Source organism: Pedobacter frigidisoli (genome assembly GCF_004331675.1).
Taxonomy (GTDB): Bacteria; Bacteroidota; Bacteroidia; order Sphingobacteriales; family Sphingobacteriaceae; genus Pedobacter; species Pedobacter frigidisoli.
The window spans coordinates 57,817-83,847 of sequence record NZ_SJSN01000009.1 but is presented as its reverse complement, the minus strand read 5'-3'; the positions used below and the strand labels follow the sequence as shown (position 1 = coordinate 83,847).

At 35.1% G+C, this 26,031-nt stretch carries 25 protein-coding genes; 18 read left to right on the top strand and 7 right to left on the bottom strand.

Features of this window, described 5'->3' with window-relative positions:
* Positions 1 to 13 precede the first annotated feature (13 nt).
* The 4 genes from EZ449_RS12695 to EZ449_RS12680 are packed head-to-tail and all read left to right on the top strand — an operon-like array spanning position 14 to position 5,497.
* On the top strand, positions 14 to 871 hold the full coding sequence (locus EZ449_RS12695; RefSeq protein WP_131559313.1) for a putative zinc-binding metallopeptidase: 858 nt from the start codon (positions 14 to 16) through the stop codon (positions 869 to 871).
* A 5-nt stretch (positions 872 to 876) separates the two neighbouring features.
* Complete coding sequence (locus tag EZ449_RS12690; RefSeq protein WP_131559311.1) at positions 877 to 2,298, top strand: TlpA family protein disulfide reductase; 1,422 nt, start codon at positions 877 to 879, stop codon at positions 2,296 to 2,298.
* A gap of 36 nt (positions 2,299 to 2,334) precedes the next feature.
* Positions 2,335 to 3,960 (top strand): S8 family serine peptidase, encoded by a 1,626-nt coding sequence (locus tag EZ449_RS12685; protein ID WP_131559309.1) that lies wholly within the window; start codon positions 2,335 to 2,337, stop codon positions 3,958 to 3,960.
* 1 nt (position 3,961) lies between these two features.
* Positions 3,962 to 5,497, top strand: a complete 1,536-nt coding sequence (locus EZ449_RS12680; RefSeq protein ID WP_131559307.1) for an aspartyl protease family protein — start codon at positions 3,962 to 3,964, stop codon at positions 5,495 to 5,497.
* Between the two features lie 71 nt (positions 5,498 to 5,568).
* On the opposite strand, the gene EZ449_RS12675 is transcribed toward EZ449_RS12680, so the two are convergent.
* Positions 5,569 to 7,233, bottom strand: a complete 1,665-nt coding sequence (locus EZ449_RS12675; RefSeq protein WP_131559305.1) for a GMC oxidoreductase — start codon at positions 7,231 to 7,233, stop codon at positions 5,569 to 5,571.
* A gap of 239 nt (positions 7,234 to 7,472) precedes the next feature.
* Positions 7,473 to 8,075 carry a GIN domain-containing protein gene (locus EZ449_RS12670; protein WP_131559303.1) on the bottom strand — a complete coding sequence of 201 codons (603 nt, stop codon included), beginning with the start codon at positions 8,073 to 8,075 and terminating at the stop codon, positions 7,473 to 7,475.
* Between the two features lie 453 nt (positions 8,076 to 8,528).
* On the opposite strand from EZ449_RS12670, the gene EZ449_RS12665 reads away from it, so the two are divergent.
* Positions 8,529 to 8,885 (top strand): response regulator, encoded by a 357-nt coding sequence (locus tag EZ449_RS12665; RefSeq protein WP_131559301.1) that lies wholly within the window; start codon positions 8,529 to 8,531, stop codon positions 8,883 to 8,885.
* On the opposite strand, the gene EZ449_RS12660 is transcribed toward EZ449_RS12665, so the two are convergent.
* On the bottom strand, positions 8,886 to 10,190 hold the full coding sequence (locus EZ449_RS12660) for an ABC1 kinase family protein (RefSeq protein WP_131559299.1): 1,305 nt from the start codon (positions 10,188 to 10,190) through the stop codon (positions 8,886 to 8,888).
* Between the two features lie 5 nt (positions 10,191 to 10,195).
* Positions 10,196 to 10,849: a TetR family transcriptional regulator C-terminal domain-containing protein gene (locus EZ449_RS12655; RefSeq protein ID WP_131559297.1), complete on the bottom strand. Its 654-nt coding sequence runs from the start codon at positions 10,847 to 10,849 to the stop codon at positions 10,196 to 10,198.
* A gap of 227 nt (positions 10,850 to 11,076) precedes the next feature.
* Here EZ449_RS12655 and EZ449_RS12650 point away from each other — a divergent pair, with 227 nt between their 5' ends.
* From EZ449_RS12650 to EZ449_RS12640, 3 genes are all read left to right on the top strand, one after another.
* Positions 11,077 to 11,931 (top strand): HD domain-containing protein, encoded by an 855-nt coding sequence (locus tag EZ449_RS12650; protein WP_131559295.1) that lies wholly within the window; start codon positions 11,077 to 11,079, stop codon positions 11,929 to 11,931.
* A gap of 69 nt (positions 11,932 to 12,000) precedes the next feature.
* A complete protein-coding gene (locus EZ449_RS12645; RefSeq protein WP_131559293.1) occupies positions 12,001 to 12,141 on the top strand; it encodes a Sec-independent protein translocase subunit TatA/TatB in 141 nt (46 codons plus the stop codon).
* 56 nt (positions 12,142 to 12,197) lie between these two features.
* Positions 12,198 to 12,410, top strand: coding sequence for a hypothetical protein (locus EZ449_RS12640; protein ID WP_131559291.1), 213 nt, complete (start codon positions 12,198 to 12,200; stop codon positions 12,408 to 12,410).
* 11 nt (positions 12,411 to 12,421) lie between these two features.
* Here the strand turns inward: EZ449_RS12640 and EZ449_RS12635 are convergent, their stop codons facing one another.
* Positions 12,422 to 12,817, bottom strand: coding sequence for a hypothetical protein (locus EZ449_RS12635; RefSeq protein WP_131559289.1), 396 nt, complete (start codon positions 12,815 to 12,817; stop codon positions 12,422 to 12,424).
* Between the two features lie 286 nt (positions 12,818 to 13,103).
* Here EZ449_RS12635 and EZ449_RS12630 point away from each other — a divergent pair, with 286 nt between their 5' ends.
* Together EZ449_RS12630 and EZ449_RS12625 are read left to right on the top strand one after the other, a co-directional pair.
* Positions 13,104 to 16,664 carry a PKD domain-containing protein gene (locus tag EZ449_RS12630; protein WP_131559287.1) on the top strand — a complete coding sequence of 1,187 codons (3,561 nt, stop codon included), beginning with the start codon at positions 13,104 to 13,106 and terminating at the stop codon, positions 16,662 to 16,664.
* Positions 16,665 to 16,669: 5 nt separating this feature from the next.
* Entirely contained in the window at positions 16,670 to 17,680 is a 1,011-nt protein-coding gene (locus EZ449_RS12625) for a PorP/SprF family type IX secretion system membrane protein (RefSeq protein WP_131559285.1), read from the top strand.
* Positions 17,681 to 18,002: 322 nt separating this feature from the next.
* Here the strand turns inward: EZ449_RS12625 and rpoN are convergent, their stop codons facing one another.
* On the bottom strand, positions 18,003 to 19,475 hold the full coding sequence (rpoN, locus tag EZ449_RS12620; RefSeq protein ID WP_131559283.1) for an RNA polymerase factor sigma-54: 1,473 nt from the start codon (positions 19,473 to 19,475) through the stop codon (positions 18,003 to 18,005).
* A gap of 169 nt (positions 19,476 to 19,644) precedes the next feature.
* On the opposite strand from rpoN, the gene mscL reads away from it, so the two are divergent.
* Positions 19,645 to 20,091 carry a large conductance mechanosensitive channel protein MscL gene (gene mscL, locus EZ449_RS12615; protein WP_131559281.1) on the top strand — a complete coding sequence of 149 codons (447 nt, stop codon included), beginning with the start codon at positions 19,645 to 19,647 and terminating at the stop codon, positions 20,089 to 20,091.
* A 35-nt stretch (positions 20,092 to 20,126) separates the two neighbouring features.
* Here the strand turns inward: mscL and EZ449_RS12610 are convergent, their stop codons facing one another.
* Positions 20,127 to 20,999 (bottom strand): ChaN family lipoprotein, encoded by an 873-nt coding sequence (locus EZ449_RS12610; RefSeq protein WP_131559279.1) that lies wholly within the window; start codon positions 20,997 to 20,999, stop codon positions 20,127 to 20,129.
* Between the two features lie 131 nt (positions 21,000 to 21,130).
* Here EZ449_RS12610 and EZ449_RS12605 point away from each other — a divergent pair, with 131 nt between their 5' ends.
* The 7 genes from EZ449_RS12605 (at position 21,131) to tsaB (ending at position 26,030) form a co-directional block, all read left to right on the top strand.
* On the top strand, positions 21,131 to 21,913 hold the full coding sequence (locus tag EZ449_RS12605) for a LiaF transmembrane domain-containing protein (RefSeq protein ID WP_131559277.1): 783 nt from the start codon (positions 21,131 to 21,133) through the stop codon (positions 21,911 to 21,913).
* An 89-nt stretch (positions 21,914 to 22,002) separates the two neighbouring features.
* A complete protein-coding gene (locus EZ449_RS12600) occupies positions 22,003 to 23,064 on the top strand; it encodes a sensor histidine kinase (protein ID WP_225872306.1) in 1,062 nt (353 codons plus the stop codon).
* Positions 23,042 to 23,776 carry a LytR/AlgR family response regulator transcription factor gene (locus EZ449_RS12595; protein WP_131559275.1) on the top strand — a complete coding sequence of 245 codons (735 nt, stop codon included), beginning with the start codon at positions 23,042 to 23,044 and terminating at the stop codon, positions 23,774 to 23,776. Before EZ449_RS12600 ends, EZ449_RS12595 begins: the two co-directional genes overlap by 23 nt.
* 671 nt (positions 23,777 to 24,447) lie before the next feature.
* Positions 24,448 to 24,606, top strand: coding sequence for a 50S ribosomal protein L34 (rpmH, locus tag EZ449_RS12590; RefSeq protein WP_010601723.1), 159 nt, complete (start codon positions 24,448 to 24,450; stop codon positions 24,604 to 24,606).
* Positions 24,607 to 24,672: 66 nt separating this feature from the next.
* The gene (locus tag EZ449_RS12585) at positions 24,673 to 25,071 is read left to right on the top strand and encodes a ribonuclease P protein component (RefSeq protein ID WP_131559273.1); all 399 of its coding nucleotides are present in this window, start codon (positions 24,673 to 24,675) and stop codon (positions 25,069 to 25,071) included.
* A complete protein-coding gene (gene yidD / locus EZ449_RS12580; protein WP_131559271.1) occupies positions 25,055 to 25,285 on the top strand; it encodes a membrane protein insertion efficiency factor YidD in 231 nt (76 codons plus the stop codon). Before EZ449_RS12585 ends, yidD begins: the two co-directional genes overlap by 17 nt.
* A 58-nt stretch (positions 25,286 to 25,343) precedes the next feature.
* Complete coding sequence (gene tsaB, locus EZ449_RS12575; protein ID WP_131559268.1) at positions 25,344 to 26,030, top strand: tRNA (adenosine(37)-N6)-threonylcarbamoyltransferase complex dimerization subunit type 1 TsaB; 687 nt, start codon at positions 25,344 to 25,346, stop codon at positions 26,028 to 26,030.
* The last annotated feature ends 1 nt before the right edge of the window (position 26,031 follow it).

Here is a 26,031-nt window from a genome sequence, read left to right as displayed (position 1 = left end):
TAAAATAAAGAACATGAAAAATCTAAAATATTTAATCTTCTTTTTAACAATTTCTGTAATCTCCCTTGGATGTAAAAAAGAGGCGGAATTGGAGCCATCAGACATTGAGGTGCAATATAAATTGCCCCAAGGAAACCATGATTATGATCCAATTTTGGTTGCTCTTAATAATAAATATGGAACTTTCTTCCTTTATAAATTTAATGCAGTTGATTTTGGGGCGACTCCAGTTTATAGCACATCAAACTTTGGAAATAACTATACAGTAGATATAGCAGATGAAGCTTATGTAGGTAAAGTTTTAAGTTTCGTACAAAAGAATTGGTTAAGTTATTACTCTGATAGTTTTTTGAAAACCAATTTACCTTTTAAAGTTTTACTTGGGCAGAATTTGAGAAGCAAAGCATCGGCAACAACAACTTACACTGTACTTTCTAGCTATAACCAAATGACATTGAATAACTTTTCTGCATCTTTTGATACAATGACGGATGCTCAGAAGAAAACTTATGTGAACAATTTACATGTTGAGTTTTTCAATTTCATTAATAATCGTGGGAAACTTGATATCCCTGCAGAATTTTTAACCATAACAAATTACACGCAAACTGGCGTCACTGCAACTAACTTTTATACATACGGTTATGTTTCTTATGTAGTTTCTTTGCAAGACAACAGACCAACGAGAGATTTTCTTTCCTATATCGCCTTAATCACATCAAAGACCAAAGTAGAGCTTGATGCTACGATTTTAAAATCTTCAAATGATACCGCAGGCTTGGTAAAAAAGAAATACGATATCATCATCAATTATTACAAGACTAAATATAATATCGATTTACAAGCCATCGGAAACGCAGGCGTAATTTAATTTATATGAAAACGAAATTATTCAGCACGCTATTTCTATCGATACTTTCTGTTTCGGCGTTCGCTGCAACTATCACTGGAAGTCGGGTTGGTGCAAATGAAAAGTCATCTGGTTTTTTTGTTGAGGCTTTTTCAGCCAAAGGCAGGGTACTTTTTAAAAGTCTAAAATTCGATCAGAATGGGAAATTCACTCTGGATTTCCCTACTAATGAAGCGCTGGTTTATTGGATTGATAACTTTCCGGTTTACGTTTTGCCCAACCAAAATTTGGATATCATTTTACCTGCACGTCAGTCAGCAACCTTTGTAATTGGTGGATCAGCAGATCAGACGGCTGCGAAACCAACCATGCTTACAGAAGCTAATATTAAAATCAATGGAAAATCTGAAATTGATAACCTGTTGATTAATAAGATTCAATTGGCCTCGGCAGATTTAATCAAAGAAAAAAAAGCGGCATTATCCATTAAAGAAATTGATCAGCAATATGCAGATGAGGCAAAATTGATTAGTAAATCTAAAAACCCTGGTTTGGTTTCAACTGCAAATTTCTATAATGAAATGCATTACATGGAAGTGAAACTGCAATACTTGCGCAGCCATCAGCCTACCAATGTTGATGAAAACTTTTTTAATATTATAGATAAAATCTCGTTAAATAATCCTGCAGTAAATTCTTTGAAAGCAATCGGATTGAGATCATTAGTAACCGGTTATTATACATTTTGGAGGTTAAAAGAGGGTGCTGATATTAAGGATGATGATTTAATTGATAATGGCTCGGTTGGGAAAATGGAATTTTTGCTAAAAAATGTAAATAATGAAAGGTTGATCAACGAGCAATTAAGCCAGAATATTATTTATCATCTTTCCATAAGTGGTTGGGATGCTCATTTGGATAAAATTATGGTTGCAGCAATAGAAAAAACTACTGATGCTTCAGCAAAGAAAAACCTTATCGAATTAAGAGAAAAATACAGCAAGGTATCTAAAAATGCAATCGCACCAGATTTTTCTATTTCTGATGTAACAGGCAAGCTCGTAAACCTAAGCGATTTTAAGGGAAAGGTTGTGGCGATTGATGTTTGGGCAACATGGTGCATTCCTTGTATGCACTCTTTACCATATTTTTTAAAACTTCGCGATAAATATAAGGACAATCCAAATGTTGTGTTCGTTTCCATTTCTACTGATAATTCAAAATCGAAAGATAAATGGCTTAGTTTCCTTAAATCAAAAGACATGAACGGCGTAGAGCTTCATGCGGGTGATGAAAAGTCTTCTGCTTTTGAAAAGGCTTATAATATCACCGGAATTCCGAGATATATTCTGATTGATCGAGAAGGAAAAATCATCGAAGATCATGCGCCACAAGCATCAGAACCTGAATTTGAAAAACTAATTGAGACAGCCTTAAAATCTAAGTAAGCTCCAAAGATTTACTAAGAACCAAAATCATCAAAAATGAAAAAATTAACAGGCCTTATTGGGGTCTTCATGCTGCCGCTATGCCTTTTTGCACAACAAAATAAAGGCTTATCGGATGCTAAAAAGAAAGATTTGTTTACGCATCATCCTCAAAATTGGCACATGCTTTCTTTTGCAAAAGATAGTGTTTATGGAATTGAAGCTAATAAAGCATACGCAGAAATCCTGAAAGGTAAAAAGGCTAAAAAGATTCTCGTTGCGGTAATTGACGCAGGTGTCGACATTAACCATGAGGATTTAAAATCCATCATCTGGACCAACAAAAAAGAAATTCCGGGTAATGGCATCGATGATGATGGCAACGGTTACATCGATGATATTCATGGATGGAATTTTTTAGGTAGCGCCGATGGAAAAACAAATATCGAATTTGCTACAAGTGAAGATGACCGGGAATATGTACGATTAAGCAAGGTTTACGAGCATACCGATACTACAAAACTTAATTCGGCTGATAAAAAATATTTCAACTTGGTTAAACGCAAATCTTCATTGGCGCAATCTATACGTTCTTTAGAGGGTTCCAAAAACTTAGCCTCAAAAGTAGATTCGATTGATCGTTACTTCGGAAAAATTTTTCCGAATAAAGTCGTTACCATACAAACTTTGTATGATACAAGACCTGAATTTGAGAAAGATAAAGAGCTTGGCTTGATGTACGAGCTTTTGAAAATGAGGGCACAGGCCAATAAATATAGTCCTGATTTGCCAATAAACGTAGTGTACAAGCTGGCGCCGTTTATGGTTTCCAGTTCAGAAAATAATCTTCAATCTCAGTATGTTTCTTCCTTAAAAGATGGCAGAGCGGTTGTAATGGCTGGTTTAAAGCCTGGTCAAAATTGGGGAAATAATCAATTGAGCTTTAAAAATTCAGATCACGGAACACACGTTGCAGGGGCAATTGCTGCGGTTAGGGGTAATGGTATTGGAATAGATGGCATTGCAGATCATGTAGAAATTATGCCAATCAGAGTTGTTGTGCCGCAAGGCGATGAATATGATGAAGATGTGGCAAAGGCTATTCGTTATGCCGTTGATAATGGCGCTACTGTAATTAATATGAGTTTTGGTAAACGTGTTTCTCCAAAAAAACAATTGGTAGATGATGCGATAAAATACGCAGAGAAAAAAGATGTACTCATTGTTCGTGGTGGCGGTAATTTTACCGAAGATACCGATCAATTTGTTTTTTATCCGTCGCAATTTTACAACAATGGTAAAGCGGCAAGCAATGTAATTACTGTCGGCGCAACGAGTCCGTTTGGAGAGATTATGGGTTTCTCCAACTATGGTAGAAAGTCGGTAGATCTTTTTGCACCAGGTTTTGATGTTTACTCAACAGGAATTGATAATACTTATTCGGGTATGCATGGAACCAGTATGGCATCGCCTGTAGTTTGCGGCGTAGCAACGCTTTTGCGCTCGTATTACCCGAAATTATCTGCGGCAGAAGTTAAGAACATATTGATGCAAACGGTAACCATCGTTCCGGAAGAATGGCAAGGAAAACAGAAGTTACAAAATATCTCGGTTTCCGGTGGAATAGTTAATGCTTATCAGGCGTTAAAATTGGCCGATCAACAATCACAATCAACCAAGTAAGATGAAGAAGTTATTAATTATAGGTTTATGCATTTTTGCCAATACGGCTTTCGCACAGCAAGAACCAAGTGATGTTCAAATTAAATATGCACTGCAACTTTTTGGGCAAAACCTAAAAAAGCATAATGTTAAAGACATCGCTGCGGTTTTAGATGAAACCTTTCACATTGCCGAATACCGCGATCGGGATTTAACCAACGTTTTGCCGCAAGTAATTAATCCTGTCGTGCTGGATACTGTTTATTACGGAAATGTTGTTAAACGTAATGGTAAAATTTACGCACAGCAAACCGTAATACCTAAGAGTGGTCCTAAAATGATTTCTTGGGTACGGATGAACAAATTCTTGATGTTCGATCGTATTGGTCATTTTGAGCAGATATTGGGTTTGGTCGATCCTGTCGGACAAGAATTGCAGCCCGCAAAACTACTTGCTAAGACACCGATTTCCCGTTCATCTTCTTTAATGTTTATTGATGTAAAAATTAAAGGCAGTGATGAAGTTTATCACTTTTTGTTTGATAGTGGTGCAGGAGCAACGTCCTTAAGTGAGCTGGTCGCAACTAAATTAGGTTTAAAGGTAAACCAAAAAGCAATCGACATTAAAACTGCCGGAAAAGGTGGTCAGTTTAAAACAATTGATACCTTGGATTTAAACATTGGTGGCGTTAATGTTAAAGGGAAGCAACTTGTGGTGGCAGATTTGAGTGGATTGCAAAAAGTTATTGGCCGACAAATGGATGGTATTATTGGATTTGACTTATTAAAAGACTACCAAGTTGCCATTAATCTGGATGATAGTGAAATGAGCATTTATAATTTTGGATATTCTGAAAACGATTCGCAAAACGCATTGCCAATAAAATTGACAAATAACATTCCAAAAATTGAGGTTACTTTGAAAGTAGATGGATTGGATTATAAAACCAGAATGCTTTTTGATACAGGTGCAGGTGGGGCAATTTCAGGGAATTATTTTTTGAATGCTTATACCAATGGTTTAGAGGAAAAACTAAAGAACAAAATGGCATCAGCATCAATGGATTTAAGCGGTAATGTTAGCAAATCCGAAATGGGAACAATAGATGCGATTACCATTGCGGGCTCAACCTTAAATAACCCTGCCATGTCTCTAGATTTACCTAAAGAACAACCACCTTATGGTTTCGATAGACACGGTTTACTAGGCATGTCATTGCTAGGGAAATTCAATTTCAGATTCAACTATAATGTAGGTTATATTCAAATGTCGCCTAATAAAACATTTTCAGTTCCAATGGTTCCGTTGTATGCTTTAGGTTTAGGTTTTGAGCAAAATGGATCGAAGTTTATTGCCAAACATGTTGATGAAAAAGGCCTGGCATATAAAGCAGGATTGAGAACTGGCGATGAACTGATCTCCATCAATCAAATTAATCCCAATTCTGTTGATCAGATTACACAGCAATTGAGGAAACTAGCAAAAAATAAAGTTCCTTTGGAAGTTAATCGCAATCAGCAAAAGGTAAAAATCGAATTGAAAAAGTTTGATATATAACATTCTAAAACCTAGTTATTTTAAATGACTAGGTTTTTTATTTTAATAGAAATTATCTTTTCAAACCAATTTCAGCCTAGATTTTTAATATGATTACTAAGCCGTAATGCTAAAGCAACAATCATTAGCGTTGGGTTTGCATGGCTTCCTGTTGGAAAAACTGAGCTTCCTGCAATATATATGTTTGTTAATCCGTGAACTTTACAATTTGCATCAACAACACCATCTTCTGGATTGTTTGCCATTCTCGTTGTACCTAAATGATGTGCTGCAGAATCAAAATTTTTAATCCTATCATTTATATAATTTCGAAGTGCTTCTTCGTCGAAATAAATTTGGCCCAGGTTCATTTCCTTAAATCTATCGACAAAAATTTTGTGGGCTTTTACAATTGTATCTACATCTTGTTCAGTAAATTTTATGCTTACACTTGGCCGGGGCACGCCATTGGCATCTTTTTCGGCTGAAAGCCTAATTCTGCTTTCTCTATTTGGCAAATGTTCCGATTGAAAATATAAATGAAAAGATTTTGCATTTTTTGGTGGGAGAATTTCTGGTAATCTTCTGCGATTGAGCCTAATTTTTAAAAGTTTTATTATCTCTGGCAAAACCATCACCCCATATTTTATCGAGGTTTTAAAATGTAATAATAAAATTGACTTTACAGATTTTAACTTTTTGACAATAAGCTTTGGTGATTTTTGTTTTAATAACTCACGAAACATTTTTGCCGTGTAGAAAACTGAAAATACGGGATCTTTTTCTCCTAACCCATCAAGCGGACGATCTAAGAAGAAAATAATGTTTCCTATTTCGTTTTTCAATTGGGCTTCAGGTGAAATCCACCATCTTCTTCTGCAGTAAACCCCATTGGCATCCCTTTCAAATGTGTAAAGAAGATTTTGTCTATCTCTAGGTATAACTTTCGAAAATGTTCCTTTTAAATGGCACATGTAATACCGGCCAACATTATCATAATTATTTCCCAATCCATTGGGTTGCGTTATCGATCTTGAAGCTAACAGCAATCTGGCATTCTCTATCCCGCCGGTAGCTAAAATGAAATGTTTAGCTTTAAAGGCATTCTTTTTTTTTCCAGTTATGGTAAAAACACGATCAATTTTTGATGGATTCTTATCGGATACATTTATTTTGGTGACATGTGTATTAAGAAAAACGGTAATATTTTTTGCCTCTTTTAAAGTTTTTTTAAACTTAGTGGCAAACCTTGTTGGCGTACTGTACCTTTCTAAAGGCCACGAATAAATATCTTCATTATCCAAAGTTTCAATAATCTCCGATTGAGTATTGGTAAATACTTTTCTGGCATCAAAGTTAAAATCTCCAGCGTCACATAAATCAAGGGCTTTGCTAATATGTAGTTTTAGTTCATCTTCGATTATTGGCCAGCCACTATTGGGTAACCAAGGTCGGTATTCAAAATCTATTGCATCAAAAGGGACACAACGACCGCCCCAAACCGCTGTCGATCCTCCGAATTGTCGCCGTCGGTTTTCCTCCAATGCTTCGTGGTTTCCCTCTACAGGAACAAACCCCTTGTATAAATCTTTATTAACAGAGGTTTCTTTTTCATTGCCACCAGTTATCAACGCTACCTTAAATTTTGTGTCGATAAAATCGAGGGCCATACTTATTCCAGCCGCACCACTACCAATTATACAAATGTCAAAATCCAATTCTCTATCACTCTCAATTTTGGTGGGGTCAATTATCATGATGAGATAGTTTGTGTTGATAAGCTATCTACTGGAGCGGCTACCAGATAAATTATTTATTCCCTAAAGTACTTAAATTGAATTAAGTAATCAATTGGTTATGCAATATTGGTAATTTGTGTGCATTTTGGTGAGCAAGCTTTACACACCAGAATTTAATAATTAATCTTAAAAGGGTTTAAAAACAAAAAGGCTTTCCGATCATATCAGAAAGCCTTAATCATTTCTGTGCGAGTATATTATTTTATAGATGCAATCTCTTTATCAACCGCAACAATTTCTACCGAACTGATATTGGTTTTTAAGGCAGCAAATTTATCAATTGTTAATTTTTGTGTTTTGCCCATTACCAAAGTATGGCTATCTGTAGATCCACTCAATTTAAGATCTGCATTGTCTTTAATTACAGTATATAAACCTTCGGTACTTGTATTGATATCTGCATGCGCATTACCTTTTAAAAAGATCTGTAAGAATTGTGTTCTTAATTTACCTTCTGTTTTAACCACAGCATTTTCTGATGCCTCGATTCTAAATAAGTCGTTTACATACACGATTAATTTTGTAACGCCTTTATCAGCAGAGGAAATTTTAAGAATATCACCATCCTGAATAATTTTTGCACTGCCCGCATTATCATCAGCGTAAGAAACGCCAGCTGTACCTCTTTGAATTAGTGTAACTTCTACATTTCCTTTTACAGAAACTCTCTTAAAGTTATTTACTGTTGAAACTTTTACTGGTGCAATTTCATTTGCCGAAACACTAGTAGTAAATACAGCTGTAGATAAAACGATTGCTGTTAATGATGATGCGATTAGGGTTTTGATTGAAGTTTTCATAATATTTTTTATTTAATAATTAAATGTTAATTAATTGTTATTGAATTGTTTAAGTACATTTTGTTTTTGTTTTGTAGATAAGACGCCACTAATGTAAAAACGTTGCAGGCACTTTGTCGTTTTTATACAATCGTTATATTTTACTCGACCAACAGGCATTAATTCAAGACGAAAACTTGAAACTTTTTTAATTATGGTATTCAAATATTAATTAGAAAGTGAATGTTCAGTTTTTTTGTGGCGGCTTTTCGCCCTGCTTTTCGTTGCAAGTCCTCAACCCGATGCTATTTTAGTGCTGGGTATTTGGGGCAGAAATCGGGTTTGCGGGCTTTTCACTCCAATCAGGCTTAGAAACAATGTACTGCTACTATAGGACTAATAGCTCCGAAAAAAATACATGCTTTACAATTATTCTTTTTCTTATCTTTAAAAAAAAATATTCCTATATATTTTATGAAGAAAAAGGTTGTACTTGTTCAGGATAATAAAGATATCCTTGATATAATGGACCAAGTGTTGGAGGAAGAGGGTTTTGATGTTACTGCATCATTAACAACCGAGCCTATCGAAAAAATTGATCAAATAGATCCTGATATTGTCATAGTAGATGATCACATAAAAGGAAAGGTGAGAGGATCAGAAATAATTAAGGCATTAAAATCTGATCCTGAAACAGAAGATGTATCTGCAGTTTTAACTTCAACATCAAATAATTTACCTCAACAGGCAGCAGATTGCGATGCAGATGACTACATTGAAAAACCATTCGATATTGATCATATGGTAAAAGTAGTGAAGAAAAACGCTTAATTATCTATTTAAGGTCGGCTCATAAGTATCAGTATTCACTGTGGCGTTTAATTCGTTTAAAATTTGATACAGGCCAAAATTTGTACGATTTACGTAGATAAAATGTTTAACACCACGTGCCTGTTTAAATTCAGGTATTTTAGAAATCTTTTCGCCATAAGCATATAATTGCTCGAAAAACTCTGGCTTACTAAAATCGAATACCTTGCTGGTGTAAGGTTTCGCAAAAAGGCTAATCATTTCTTTATATGATTTGTAATAAAATTCAACCTGTTCCTCAGTATCATCATGATGAATCATATCGAGTTTTCTAAAAGCATCAATCGTTTTTCCCTTATCATTAATTACATCGGTAGAAATTAACGAGAAAAACGGATAATAGAAATCATTTGGCAATTCCTTTATACAACCGAAGTCGATTACACCCAAGTTTTCATCGGGTGTAATCATAAAATTTCCTGGATGCGGATCGGCATGTACTGCCCTTAATTCGTGCTGCTGAAAATTATAAAAATCCCAAAGTGCTTGTCCGATTTTATTCTTTAATGCTTGCGATGGATTGGTTTGCAAAAACTCTTTCAAATGCATTCCCTCAATCCAATCCATGGTAATAATCCGCTTTCCAGATAACTGGGGATAATATTTTGGAAAGACAATGTGATCTAAGTTTTTACAAGCATCAGAAAATTCAATTGATCTTCTTACCTCAAGTTCATAATCAGTTTCCTCTATCAAACGTTCTTCAACTTCCTTAATATAGATGTTCAGTTCACGTTCAGACATCCCCAGCAAACGAAATGCAAATGGTTTTACCAGCTTTAAATCTGATGAAATGCTATCGCCAACACCAGGATATTGAATTTTTATCGCCAATTTTTTTCCATCAAGCGTAGCTTGATGAACTTGCCCAATAGATGCCGCATTGCTCGATGTTAGGTTAAAAGTATCGTAAATCTGCTCTGGCGTTTTGCCAAAGTTTTTGGTAAAAGTTCTCACAATTAGCGGTCCTGAAAGGGGAGGAGCATTATATTGCGATTGCGTAAACTTATCTACATACGATTTTGGAAGTATGTTTTTATCCATACTTAACATTTGTGCAATCTTTAAGGCACTTCCTTTTAGCTCACTTAGCGATTTATAAATATCGGTTGCATTATCTTCATTAAGCTGTTCTCTATCCATTTCGGGATTAAACAACTTTTTCGAATAGTGTTTGATGTAATTGCCGCCGATTTGAAAACCTGTTTTAACAAATTTTGCCGAACGCTCTACTTTTGTTGTTGGAATACTCTGTTGTGTCTTCATTAAATTTAAAATCCCATCTTTTCTTTAAACTTTCCATTTCTCGATAAAAACTTCCCGTAGTCTATCAAGTTATCAATTGGAGAATGCTGAAAAAGATCGAAAGTAACATTGATTCCTTTCTCTATCGCTTCATCACTTTTCTCAAAGCCATCGCTATCATCATTTATCCAAAAATTAACGATAAAGGCAAATTGAATCCAAAGTGCATCTTTATATCGCTTACTTAAAAATCTGCGTTCGGCCAACTCTCCGCTATCCAAACCCTCATCAATAACTTCTTGTGCAAAGTTTTCGAAGATGGGTTTAACACCAGCTAAAATATCTGGAGTAGAGAATTTACCCTTATAGTTTTTCAAACTGTAAATCACAAAACTTCGTTCACTTTTTAGGTTTTCTAAATAGCTGTAAAAGAAAGAAAGCATTTTTTCTCTTGAGGTATATTGTAACCAAACCTCTTGCTCCTTAATCTTACTAATGGTTTCGAAAGTAAATTCGAACCAAATCGTTTTCTCAATACTTTCGAAAGAAGAATAGAATTGGTAAAATTCTCCCTCAGTAATTTTATTCTTTTTAGCGAAGCTGTAAACCGTTTTAGGTTTCTCATTGTTGGTTAAAACATAATCGATATATGCTTTTCTAATTTGTTGAGCGGTTGCCATATAACTGTTTTTTTACAATAATAACGTTAAAATTATTTGCTTGTTTTTATTAGCGATCTATAATTGATCATGGTTTTGTAATAATAGCTTTCAAAATATTTGAAAGTTGGTTTTTGTGCTAATAAGTTTAGTTTGTAATAATATATTGTGGAGATTTATATTCTAAATATACTAAAATAATTAGTAATATTGTTTATTAGTTTTCATAATTAAAAGGCAAAGAAAGTATGATTCAACTCAGCGATTTTTTATATGGTAAAATGGAATTTGAACAAGTATTTGAAGATCTTTTAAATACAGATGCTTTAAGGCGTTTAGCTGGAATACATCAAAGCGGGGCAATATTTTTGGTTAATCCAGATATTTGCCATTCTAGATTAGAGCATGCCATTGGCGTTACCATGTTGGTGAAAAAAATGGGTGGCTCAGTACTTGAACAAATTGCCGGTTTACTGCATGATGTTTCTCATACAGCCTTTTCGCATGTTGGCGATTATGTTTTTGGCAATGCAGATGAAGATTACCATGAAAAGGTTTTCGCTGAAGTAATTTATAGATCAGAAATTCCAGATGTTTTGCTTAAACATGGTTACGATGTCAATCAAATTCTTTACGGAACATTTGATATTTTAGAACAACCTTTGCCTTCACTTTGTGCCGATCGTTTAGATTATACTTTACGAGATGGAGTACACGGTGGAATAATATCTCGCCAGCGTGCTCGAGAATTTCTTACCTCCATTGTTTTGAATGATGGAAAAATTGCAGTTAATGTAGATGCAGAGGCGAATTGGATTAATGAGATTTTCGAAAAATTAAACAACGAGGTTTTCAAACTTCCGCTTCATTTATATGCCAATGGGAAAATCGCAGAACTTATTAAGAAGTTCTTAGATAAAGGGTTGCTAACAGAAAGTGATATGTTTAAAACTGATACGCTATTGTTAAATAAAATTAGAACAACCTATGCTGGGTATGAAGCTATAAAATCTATAAAACAATTAAAGGGCTTTGCAGAATTTATGCGTCATGGCGCTGTACCAAAGATAAAAGCGAGAACTTTAAAGGCAATGTTGGTTTAAGTTTGTTTTTTTAATTTGGATTTCGGAAACAATCACCGCAATTTTATCGTATATTATAAAAAAGAAAATATGTCGGCGATAGAAATTATTTTAATTGGGGTGGTAATACTCTTAATTTTTGGGGGAAAGAAAATTCCAGAATTAATGAGGGGAATTGGTAGGAGTGTTAAGGAATTTAAGGATGGTAAAAATGAGCCACCTGTAAAATAACAGTATTTACAAAACTTTCCATTCTTATAAATGTTCTGCTTTAAATAATCTCAACAATGGATAATCAATCTAAAGACCAAGCTAAATCTAAAATAGAATTTACAGATCAAAACAAAAAAGATCCTGCTAAAGGTTTGGATAACTGGAATGATCGTTTAGATGAAAATCTAGAATCAAACGATCAAAACGATACTCTTGCTGATGAAAAGGCGAAAGATTTTTCAGAAAAGCTAGGAAGTGGAGATCAATCAACTGATGCCAATAACTGAACCTTTATAATTTAAACCGTTTCGGTAACTGTTTGATAGCTTTTTTCATTTATTTGCGTTAAATCATAAGCGGAAAAAATTAGATTGATGTAGGAAAGAATTTTTTCAAGTTCGCTTATATCATACAATGGAGTTTCTAACTTGTGTATGTTCTCTTCAAGCTGATTTTTATCAGCTTCATCCAATTGATTTGTTATAAGTCTGTAGCCATCTTTTACAGCATTGTGAATATGGTTTCTTAAAAAAAAGAATGCATTTCTATAATCCAAGATTAAAGATTCATCTCCAATAACTGCACTTTGCAATTTAAAATGAGCTTTGATCATTTCCTTATAAAACTGCATATCTGGTTGGTCATTAACCCTAGCAGGATAAATTTTGTTCATCAAGTATTTATATGAATTCATATAAAATGCATTTATTATTCTAAAATAATTTGGGATGAATAAAATTAATTTATCAAACAGACTTGCCTGAAAATTTTAATTGGGATGAATGCTAATTTCCACTATGAATTTTAATCGATGTAGTTTTTTACACCAATCCCTGCAGTTTTTTACACCAACCCTGTATTTCAATAGCTAAAAAGTGTTAATTCTTATTTTTGATGTTTTCGTTGTATCCGATAAATGGTATATTGCAAATCTATTATAGAATAAAATGTATTGTCTAGGCCAAATAAACTAATAAGTAATGACTAGGGTTGGGTTATTAGTTTGCGTTATCTCTTTCTTTGTTTTTCCTTCCTTAGTTTCTGCTCAATCGGCATCAAATAAAGGAAAGGATTTTTATTTGCCTTACGCTGCGCATGTTGATGCACTCACATCTCAAATGACTTTGATTCTATCGGCAGATTTTCAAACAGATTATAAAATTTCCGTTGGAAACACTGTAATCGCAACGGGAAGCATTGCACCAAACACTTCACATCAAGAAGTTATCAATCCTAATACTGGCAATTACATAGGATCATCTGAATCTATCGAAACGAATAAGGCCATTCGAGTAGAAACTACAAAAGCGATATCATTATACTCGATTATTTCTCATAGTGCTCGAACGGGTGGTACAATGGTTATACCTGTAAATACGCTAGGAAAAGATTATTATGTTTTTTCTCATGAGAATGGTGGTCCAAATGGTAGTAATGTTTATTCTCAATTTACTATTTTAGCAACAAAGGATGGTACAAAAGTTAATATCACTCCAAAACAGAGTTCAAGAACAACCAATCATCTTGCAGGAGTAACTTTTACAATATCCTTAAATGCAGGTGATATATATCAATATCAATCAGTTAGTGATTTAACTGGAAGTTATATTACTTCTACTGGAGACTGCCAACCAATTGCTGTCTTTTCAGGAAATACTTGGGCTTCATTTTGTGAGTCAGGAAGTTCAAGATCTCCATCTGGTGGGGATAATTTATTTCAGCAGCTATTTCCTATCAGCGCTTGGGGGAAAAATTTTGTTACTTCTCCATTTTACAATACTTTGCATGGTAATACCGATGCCTTCAGAATTATCGTAGCAGAAGATAATACAACAATAACTGTTAACGGCAGTACAACCGATGCGAATGGTTCTTTACTAGCAAATCCCTATCCCAAAGGTGCGGTAATTAATTTTTTCTCTACAGGTCCAAATGTTGTTTCTAGCGATAGGCCGATTGCTTTAGCACACTATCAAACTTCTCAAACTTGCAATCTGAATAATTCAGGAACCAATGTTAATGTCTATCAGTTTCCTGGAGATCCTGAAATAACAATGCTAAATCCTGTTGAACAAACGCTAAACGACATTACAGTGTTTTCAAATATTAAAAGCATAGGAGTTACAACTGATATAGTTAAGTATTACATAAATGTTGTAATAAAAACAGAAGATGTTGCATCATTTAAACTTGATGGTATAGCATATTCATCTTCTTTTAATGTTATTTCCGGATCTTCATATAGCTGTGCAGTTATAGATGTTACAAATCTACAAGCCCAACATCGTTTAACTGCAGCAGGCGGTTTTTCTGCAATCGCTTACGGCTATGGTAGGGTAGAGTCATACGCATATCTCGCAGGTGCTAATGTTCAAAGTTATACTTTCCAAACAACAGATTTGGCCGAAAACCTCATTACCTCAGGTTGTGAGGGGCAAGGTTTTAAACTAAAAATTAATTTAACGGGAGAAGCCTCACAATTGATTTGGAATTTGGGAGGCGCAAATGTAGTTACTCAAGATGCACCGGTTGCTACACCCACAATAAAGGATGGTATAGAATATTATACTTATTCATATCCCGTAGATATAGATATTGCGGCCCCAGGAGACTATACTTTTAATGTTAAGATAACCTATAAAAACACCACAAATTGCGGAAATACGGAAGAGATAAATAGTGGTTTCACAATCTATGAAAAACCTAACGCAGATTTTAATGCGCCATCCAAAATATGTTTTGGTTCATCTGTGTCGCCAGTATTAAAATCTACAAATGCAAATGTTGGAATAACAAAGTGGAAATGGGAATTTGATGATGAAATTATTGAAGAGGAAAGCCCAACTTATACCTTTAATAAATTAGGCGAACACACCATTAAGTTATCGGTTTCTAATCAAGGTGGCTGTTGGTCGGATGTTGTTACTAATAAAATTATGGTTAACCCAGTGCCAGTTGCCGATTTTAAGATTTTAAATCCAACTTGCGTGCTTTCAGATTTACAATTTTCTGATCAATCTACGGTTACAAGCCCGAGTACTGTAACGAAGTGGGAATGGTTTTCTGATGATGTGCTTTTTTCTACAATAAAAAATCCAACTCATAATTACAGTTTGCCAGGTAGTTATAAAATTAAATTAATCATTACTACGGCAGAGGGTTGTACGAGTGAGGTCATCAAAAGTATTGTTGTAAGAGATTTACCAAAAGCCGATTTTATCCTGCCAGATGTTTGCTCCAACGATGGTGTGGCAACTTTTGTAAATACTTCAATAGATGCAGTTGATGGAGATGGTACACTTACATACAAGTGGAATTTTGGTGACCCAACAGGAACGGCAAGTTCAAATGTTTCGGCAGATAAAGATGGCAAGCACCAATATGTTAATCCAGGGCCTTATACAGTTACTTTAACTGTTACCAACCTAAATGGCTGTGAATTTACCACTACGAAAAACTTTATTGTTAATGGACGAGTTGATAAAGCAGAATTTAAAGTGCATAATCCTGAAAATTTATGTAGCAACAACGATGTAATTATCACAAGTGGCTTCACTGCCTTGATCGGGAAAATAGTTAAGCTAGAAATTTATAAGGATTATAATTTAGACGGGACAAATACAATCTACAAAACGGTAATGTATCCAAATAATGTTGATGATATAGCGTTAACATACGCTTCTTTTGGGGGAAATACAGATAAGAAATTTACCATTAGAATTGTTGGTTATACAGGAGATAATGCTGTTTGTACAAAAGAGGCACTTCAAGAAATTACATTAAAACCAGTACCACAATTATCTTTTAACGATTTAACCTCAATTTGCGAAAATGATGGAACAGTTGAATTTACTAACGCAAGCGAAACCTCGGGCATTATAGGAAAGGGTGAATACTCAACAGAAGGTAAAGGACTTGCAGTAGATGGTTTATTTAACCCGAAAGTAGCCGGAATTGGTTTTCATAATATTACGTATACTTACAAGGCTGAAAATGGTTGCGAATCATCCATCACTAAAACCATTGAGGTTTACGAATCGCCAATTGCTGATGCTGGGCAAACGCTATACATTTTAGCAGGCGGACAAATTACAATTCCTGCTATTGCTGAGGGTAGTAATTTAAAATACCAATGGTTGCCCGCTGTGGGCTTAGATAAAGTTAATGTGCTTAATCCATTGGCTGCTCCAGAAAAAGATACCGAATATACATTGAACGTTACTACGCAACCCGATGGTTGTATTGCTACAACAAAGGTTTTGATAAAAGTTTTAGAGGCATTGAATCCTCCAAATACATTTACACCAAATGGGGATAACATAAACGACACATGGATTATTAAATATTTAGAATCTTATCCAAATGCGACGGTAGAAGTTTTTAATAGAAATGGAAATCGAGTTTTCTTCAGCAACGCGTATAAAATTCCTTTCGATGGTAATTATCAGAATGAACCCTTACCTGTCGGAGTTTATTATTATATTATCAACCCAAGAAATGGTAGAAAATCAGTAACTGGCCCACTCACCATAATCAGATAAAAACCTTGAAAAAGCTCATTCTCATCATTGCCATATTGGTGTCTCTTAAAAGTTTTTCACAGCAAAAACCCCAATATACACAGTATATTTTTAATCAATATCTGCTCAATCCCGCACTATCGGGCATCGAAAATTATGTTGATTTTAAAGCAGGCTATCGTAAACAATGGGCTGGAATTAACGATGCGCCTCAAACATCTTTTGTTTCTGCGCATTGGGCCTTGGGCGATAATCAATTGTGGAGTAATGCACTAACTTCTTTTCCAGAACAAACAGGGAATCCGATGGATAGAAATTACATGCAAAATTACATGTCTTCGCCCTCTCATCATGGAATGGGCGTAACTGCGGTTTTAGATAAAACTGGTCCTTTAAAAAGATTAGATGCGAACGTTACTTATGCCTACCACTTGCAGCTGAGCAACGATTTTAATTTATCTGCAGGCGTTGCAGCTGGTATTTCGAGCATCTCTTTAGATATAAATGCATTAACATTTGATACGCCTTACGATCCTGCATTAAACAGAGCGCTAATTAATCAGGTTAAGCCCGATTTGAGTGTAGGTTTATGGTTTTATGGCGCTCGGCTTTTTGCAGGCGTATCTGTTCAGCAAATTCTGCCACAGAAGTTAAGTTTTACAGGAGATAATTCTTATAATGCTGGTAAGGAAGTGCCTCATTATTTTGCAACTGCAGGATATAAGTTCTTTTTTGATGATGAAATTGCCGCTATTCCATCAGTCATGGTAAAATATATTGAGCCAAGCCCAATGTCGGTAGATTTGAATATGAAAATAGCCTTTAAAGATAAACTTTGGTTGGGTGGGAGTTATCGTAAAGATGATTCATTCTCTGCAATGGCAGGATTTAACATTGGTAAAATGGTGAATCTAACTTATTCTTACGATTTCACCACATCTGATCTAAATCAAGTGAGCAACGGAAGTCATGAGATTGTTTTAGGACTACTGCTAAACAACATCTACAAGGTTCCATCTTACATTAGGATGTGGTAATCTGGTTTTGAATAATTCGCAATTCCTTGCTTCTTTATAACTTATGTATTGGCGTTTTGCGAGCCCTAAATAGCAGCACAAACCCAATTTCTTAAACGGGATTGGAATGATATCCTTTTTGATGCAGAGAATTTGAACTGAACAGAAACTTCCACAAATAGATTAAATGTAAAGCCCGACGAACATTAACGGCTTTGTAGGTTTTGCTTTCCAGAATATAATGGAAACTTAAAATATTTCTTAATTATGGGGTTAACCATAATCTTAAAGGAAATATCTTGTCGAGCAACTGAGAACTACGAATTGCCAACTGCAAACTGAACTAAAGTTCTTTTCTTAACCTGGCGACAGGGATATTCATCTGCTCACGATACTTGGCGACCGTTCTTCTGGCGATGTTATAACCTCGTTCCTTTAGAATGTCAGTTAATTTTTCATCAGCTAAAGGTTTGCGTTTGTCCTCATTTCCAATGCAATCCTCAAGAATTTTCTTAACCTCTTTGTTCGATACTTCTTCGCCATTTTCAGTTTGAATTGCTTCAGAGAAAAATGATTTTAATAGGAACGTTCCAAATTCAGTTTGAACATATTTAGAGTTTGCAACCCTCGATACAGTAGAAATGTCCATATCAATTTTGTCGGCAATATCCTTTAAAATCATGGGACGCATTTTACGTTCATCAGAAGTTAAAAAATATTCATATTGATAATGCATAATTGCATTCATGGTTTTAAGCAAAGTCTGTTGCCTTTGTTTAATGGCATCGATAAACCATTTGGCAGAATCTAACTTTTGCTTCACAAATTGAACAGCTTCTTTCAGTTTTTTATCTTTTGAAGATGCTTTATCGTAATGTTCGAACATTTCTTGGTAAGAACGACTTACCTTTAACTCTGGCGCATTCTTAGAATTCAGCGTTAGAATCAAAATGCCGTCATTATTACTGATATGAAAATCGGGAATGATTTGCATTTGCTTAGTTGTAACCTGATTTGCATCTCCCGGTTTAGGGTTTAAACGCAAAATTTCGTTTACAACTTCCTTGAGTTCATCATTATCCAAGCCCAAACTTTTTTCGAGTTTATCGTAATGCTTACGCGTAAACTCATCCAAATAATTCTCAACAACATTCATTGCCTTTACTATAATTGGATTGTTTGGGTCTTTTCTTTTTAACTGGATAAGCAAACATTCCTTTAAATCCCTGGCACCAATGCCTGGAGGATCAAAGCTTTGGATCAGTTTTAGCATTTCCAAAACATCTTCCTCCTCAACCATTACGTTTTGAGAAAAAGCTAAATCATCAATCATAGAACCCAATGGACGGCGTAAATAGCCGTCATCATCCAAGCTTCCAATAATCTGTTTGCCAATAATAAAATCCTGATCAGATAGCGGAACAAGGTCTAGTTGCTCTTGCAAGCTTTCGAAGAATGTACTTTCAATGGCGATTGGAGTTTCTTTTTTCTCTTCATCATCATCGCCGTTATTGTAGTTGGTGCTATAATCGTTGGTGCTATCATCTTGCAGATAATCATCAACATTAAATTCATCCATACTGTTATCTTCTGATGACTTTTCGTAATCATCAGGACCCTCGTTTAGATCATCATATTCGCTTTTGGGCTCATCTGCGGTCATTAGACTAGGATCTTCTAATGCAGGATTATCTTCCAGCTCTTCTTTAACACGAGTATCTAAAGCAACAGTTGGTACCTGCAACAACTTAATAAACTGTATTTGTTGTGGCGATAACTTTTGTAGTAACTTTTGTTGAAGATGTTGCTTTAGCATATTATATATAAAGAATTGTGGCAAAAATAAACAAATCATTTCAGATATTCTTTGGATTTAATCTAAATGAGTTGATATGTTTTGGTTTTTCAAATTATCGGCTAAACATTTGTATTCAATTTAATGTTTACTATTTTCGTAAATTAAAAAATCATCTAAAACTTAATTTATGGGATTTGTAAAAGAATTTAAGGAATTTGCCATTAAAGGCAACGTTGTAGATTTAGCTGTCGGTGTAATTATCGGTGGCGCTTTCGGTAAAATTGTTCAGTCGCTTGTAAACGATTTAATTATGCCGCCCATCAGTTTGCTTATTGGCGATAAGGGCTTTATAAACTTTTATGTTCCGTTAAATGATAAGGTTCGAACGGCTTACGAAGCAAATCCAAACTTATCTTTAGAAGATGCAAAAAAATTAGGGCCAGTTTTTGCCTGGGGTAATTTCGCGACAGAAATAATCAATTTTATCATTCTTGCCTTTATCATATTTTTAATGGTTAAGGCCATCAACACCTTAAAACGTAAGGAAGAAGCAGCACCAGCGGCTCCAGCACCACCAACTAAAGAGGAAATTCTCTTAACAGAGATTAGAGATGTGTTAAAAGCAAAAGCATAGTCATTAATCCGCAGGTCTAAAACCTGCGGATTTTTTTAGAAACTTCTTTTAACCTTTGGATCGGTAATGATGATGTAATCTCCCAGATTCTTAAATTTCTGCCAATCTGGTGTTTCGAAGCTTTCGTCGCTAAAAGAGGAAATATTCATTATCCTCAATTTTGGCGCATATTTTTGCAGTTGCGCCAATGTTCCCAATTTTTCATCGCTATGAAAGCGACCATTTAGTTGGAAAACCTTTATTCCTCTATTTGCTTTCACGAACTTTGCGATAGACCATGCCATTGTAGCATCCCAAAAGTTTTGTGTTTGATAAACTTTCATCGAGCCCATGCTATGGCCACCCAACAAATCGGTAAATTTTTCATTGTATCTGCCAGTTGCAGTATCAATTGGTAAGGGTGGTAAAAAATTTAACGATGCTTTTGGAAAATTTTTTAAAACACCTAAACCTCCTACTGTAACAGCGTTGCTATAGCGTGCGGCTGCATTAGCGGCAATTACCTGTAGCTTATTATCTTTTGCATATTCAATTAGCGGCTTATAATCTTTATAGTTAGACCAAGCTCTTCCTTCTTTAATAAAATTCTTCTCTGAGATAACGTTCGCCAAATACTCATCAATTTCGGGCTGAACATCGGTATGGAACATTTCTAAGCTCAGCACTATTTTCTGCGGAAATTTTTCATTCAGCTTCTTAAATATTTCCAGCTCTAAATAATGGCCAATCGAATCGTTATGCTCTTCTCCAAAGAATAAAACATCAGCATTATTCATATCTAATGCAATGTCATTAAGGGTAATTTCCTTTTGCTTTTTTACGTCGTAAATTTTAAAACGACTATTAATGTCTTGTGCAAATAAGTTGGAGGTTAGCGCAAAGCTGATAATTAACAGGAAATATTTCATGCCCTCAAAATAGGAAAATATTTTTCACCGATGAAATGACGATGCTTACCGTCGTTTGGCTAATTCTTATAGATTTAATATAGACCAACCAAGGTTTTATAAATACTTTTGGTTATTAAATTATTCGACAAATGGAAAATCTAAATATAAATGAAAATAACCACATCAAAAACTCAGGTCGAGTTTGGAGCGGAGCACTCATAGTAATCATCGGACTAGCGTTTTTACTGAACAACATGGGGTTAGATATTCCAAATTGGGTATTCAGCTTCTGGACATTTTTAATTGCATTAGGTGTATTTATTGGCGTTAGACGTAACTTTAAAGGAATTGGATGGTTAATTCTAATCTTAATAGGAACTTATAATACGATCGATAACATGCACTTCGATGTTGATGTTTCTAAATATGCACTTGGTTTTGGCCTAGTAATTATTGGTGGTTTCTTAATATTAAAGCCTAAAAGTTCGCTAAGAAACAAAAGAGGATTTAAAGAGGATTTAAAAAGTGAGTTTGGAATTGATAATGGAGATGGAACTTCATCATTTAAGGCGGCTGATAAAAACACAAATAGTAATGATATAATTGATGTTACTGCTGTTTTTGGAGGATGCAATCAAACCGTTTATTCAAAGGATTTTAAGGGTGGCGATATCACAGCTGTTTTTGGTGGTGCCGATATCATCATGACACAAGCCGATTTTACCGATACAATTTCTTTGGATGTTACTGCGGTTTTCGGAGGTATAAAACTGATTGTTCCACCTAATTGGGCAATTAAATCTAATGTAACAGCATTATTTGGTAGTGTAGAAGATAAGAGAGGACACATGTTACCCATAGATCAAATGCAAAAAACATTGGTTTTGGATGGAACAGTACTCTTCGGAGGAATTGAGATAAAGAGCTTTTAATTTTCTCAGCATCCTCATTAATATAAATTACTGATGTGGCGAGCACAAATCGCCACATCATACAGTAAGACATTACTAACCTAAACGCTTTGACAAACAGACCACTTTCCGTTCCTCAAATACAAAAAACATCGCTCGCAATAGCCATTGCATGGGTGGTTTTGTGCGCCATCGGTTTACACTATGTTGTAAATTTTTCGTGGGTAATATCCCTAGCCGATAGCTTTATAAACAATTTCCTGCTCATCATGGCGTGCATTGGTATTAGTAATATGTTAGGCTATTATCAACCGAAAAACGAACGTATCCTTTATGTATTAATTATCACCCTGGCCTTAACTTTTGTAATTATTTACGCTGCGAAATATGCTATGTTGTATGTATTTTCCGATTTTAAGGAATACAAGGATTTCTATAACTTCTCTTTCGCCTTCCGCGGATTGATTTCTTTTATGTGCCTGGGCTGGTGTGCCTTGGCTAATATTTTATGGTATAGGTTAGAGGAACAATCAGAAACTCATGATCGGCTTTCTGCTGCAAAGGTGTTAGCCAAAGAGGCTGAACTGAACAAATTACGACATCAATTACAACCCCACTTTTTGTTTAACAGCTTAAATTCTGTTTTTGCATTAACAATGGTAAACCCAAAAGAAGCTGGCGTAATGATTACCAAATTAGCTTCCTTTCTTCGAGGAACCTTAAAAAGAGATGATGAGTTATGGGTTTCTGTAGAGGAGGAAATGGAATATATCCAACTTTATTTAGATATCGAAAAGGTAAGATTTAGCCACCGCTTAAAAATTGAAGTTAATGTGGCTGAAGATACCCTAAATTTATGTTTACCAGGTACGCTGCTTCAGCCAATTGTAGAAAATGCCATTAAATTTGGATTATATAATACCTCTGCAGGCATAACCATAAAGGTTGATGTTACCGTAGATCGGAACATTTTGGAGTTGCGGGTTCAAAACCCTTTCGACCCTGAAATGAAAGCTGCCAGCGGAACGGGTTTCGGTTTGAGTGCCATTAAAAGAAGATTATACCTATTATTCGCCAATCCACATTTATTGCAGACCGAAATTGAGGCAAATAATTTATATATTACCACCTTAAAAATTCCACAAAAAAATGATCAGAACGATACTAATTGATGATGAACCTTTAGCGAGAGATATTGTTAAATTTTATCTTACCGATCACCCTGAAATAGAAGTTGTAGCCGAATGTTGCGACGGTTTTGAGGGATTAAAAGCAATTACTTTGCATAAGCCCGATCTTATATTTTTGGATATACAAATGCCTAAAATAAGTGGTTTCGAAATGCTAGAGCTTGTTGAAGATAAGCCCGCCGTAATTTTTACAACTGCTTTTGATGAGTACGCAATTAAGGCTTTTGAAGTTAATGCGGTAGATTATTTGCTTAAACCAATCGATAAAGCAAGGTTTGAGGCTGCGATTAAAAAACTTCCATCACGTTTAAGCCAAGGCCAAAACACTGAAGCCGTTTTAGATGCTGCGGCTTTAAGTCCGGCGCAAAATAATAGGGTAGTGGTAAAAAAAGATGGCGTGATAAAAATTATTCCAACCGGAGATATTAATTACCTCGAAGCCGATGATGATTATGTGAAGTTAAGCACCATTGATGGCGCTTTCTTTAAAAATAAAACCATGGCTTATTTCGAGCAAACGCTAGACCCAAGTCAATTTATTCGCATTCATCGTTCCTATATTATCAATCTTGCGCAGGTTACAAAAATCGAATTGAAAGAAAAGGATAGTTACGTGGTTTTGCTAAAATCAGATATTTGGTTGCCTGTAAGCAAAACGGGCTATGTGAAACTGAAAACCGCTTTAGGGCTGTAAAACAAGTTAAACTCTTGATTTTATTCACGTTGAATATTGATATTTTTTTTGGAAAGTAATTGAACTGCTCAGATTATCGTCAGTCCTGTTTTACGTTGCAATCTTTCCTTGCAAATTTACTAACGCCAATAATCAGCTGCTTTAGAGGCGTTAGTAAATTTAAAAGCAAGGAAAGGATTTTCCCTACAACCAGGTTTAGATAATTTAAGCCTGTGATTCTATTTTAAGCCTTTTTCCGTTTATTAGCCTATTCATCAAACGTTCCTACGGAACGAAACAAATTGCTTTTGTTTTTGCTACCCATGAGTCGTCCCGCTGGGACGAGACTTAAGCTAGTAGCATTAAGGTCATTCCAATTTCGTCCGATCGGGATGACTCATTGGTATATAAATTTGCAATTACATATTTTCGTTCCGTAGAAACGTATTGTGGTTAAACGATTTGCATGGTGCGGCATGAATAGCTGTAGAAAACAACATAATCTAAACCCGACCGTAGCGAGATGCTGGCTTTTTCTGCCAGCAGAAGCGGGGGCGGACTGAATTTTCAAAAGAATTACTACATTTGCTTTTCAAATAGAAAAATAAAAGTTAATCGTATTTGCAATTGTAGAGAAATCGCTTTATATTTGCACCTCTTAATTTTGAAATTATAATAAGTAATATACAGTCATGAAAAGAACATACCAACCTTCGCAAAGAAAGAGAAGAAACAAACACGGCTTCCGCGAAAGAATGGCAACAGCTAACGGCAGACGAGTATTAGCATCACGTCGTGCTAAAGGAAGAAAAAGATTAACAGTTTCTGACGAACGCAAGCATAAAGCATAATTTTTGATTGCTTTTCCGAGCAATCGGAATCGGCAGATCAAAATCTGCAATTATCAATCAAAATATATGTACACATTCAAGAAAGAAGAACGGTTATGCAGCAGAAAACATTTAGATCTGCTGTTTAAAAACGGTTCTTCTTTTTTATTATACCCTTTTCGGGTCTCCTATCTTTTCGTTAATGAACCTGCTGCTGTACAGGTGCAGGTGGTAATTAACGTTCCAAAAAAGAGATATAAAAGAGCAGTAGATCGTAATCTGCTCAAGCGTCGCATTCGGGAGGCTTATCGTTTAAATAAAGAAGAAAATTTCTATACCCAATTGCCAACCGATAAAGGTTTGCTGCTATTTTCCATTCAATTTGTGGGTAAGGATAAATATGAATTTGCTTTTATCCAGAAAAAACTGATCGCTACTTTTAAACGCTTTAAAAGTTTAATTCAGCCAAATGAAGTTCATCAATAAAATATTTGGATGGTTTTTTTTGGGCTTGATAAGAATTTATCAATACGCCATTTCGCCAATGCTTGGTGCAAATTGCAGGTTTACACCTACTTGTTCACAGTACGGAATTGAGGCAATTCGAAAACATGGTCCATTTAAAGGCGGTTGGATGGCTTTAAAGCGAATTGGACGTTGTCATCCTTGGGGAGCGCATGGGCATGACCCTGTTCCGTAAAGTAAATTTCCATTCCATTATCCATTTTCCATCTTACATTTATTAATACCTTTGCATCATGGCTAAAATACTTCAAATAGAAACTGCTACCTCATTTTGCTCGGTAGCTTTATCAATTGATGGAAAAACAGTTTTTGTGAAAGAAGAAAGCGGTCAAAATTTACATGCTCGAAACCTTACCTTATTTATTGATGAAGTGATAAAGTCTGCGGGATTAGCCTATGCTGATTTAGATGCTATTGCAGTAAGTAAAGGGCCAGGATCATACACTGGACTTCGTATTGGGGTTTCTACCGCAAAAGGTTTGTGTTATGCTTTAGAAAAACCACTAATCGCTATTGAAACCTTGGAGATGATGGCTGCTGGTTTTCTTATTAAAAACCCAAATTACACAGGCTTAATTTGCCCAATGATTGATGCGAGAAGAATGGAAGTTTATACGTCTGTTTTTGACTCGAAACTTGATATCTTGGAACCAACATCAGCGAAAATAATCGATGAAAATAGCTTTGAGCATTTGCTGGCCCAAAATAAAATTACTTTCTTAGGCGATGGTGCTGCAAAATGTGCAGAAACTTTAAATCATGCAAATGCAAACTTTAGCGAAGCTAATTTTAACTCCGCTAATTACATGTCAAAATTGGCAAACGAAGTCTTTTATAAGACTAATTTTGAGGATGTTGCATATTTCGAGCCTTTCTATCTAAAAGATTTTGTAGTGACTCAACCTAAGAAAAAGGTTTAAA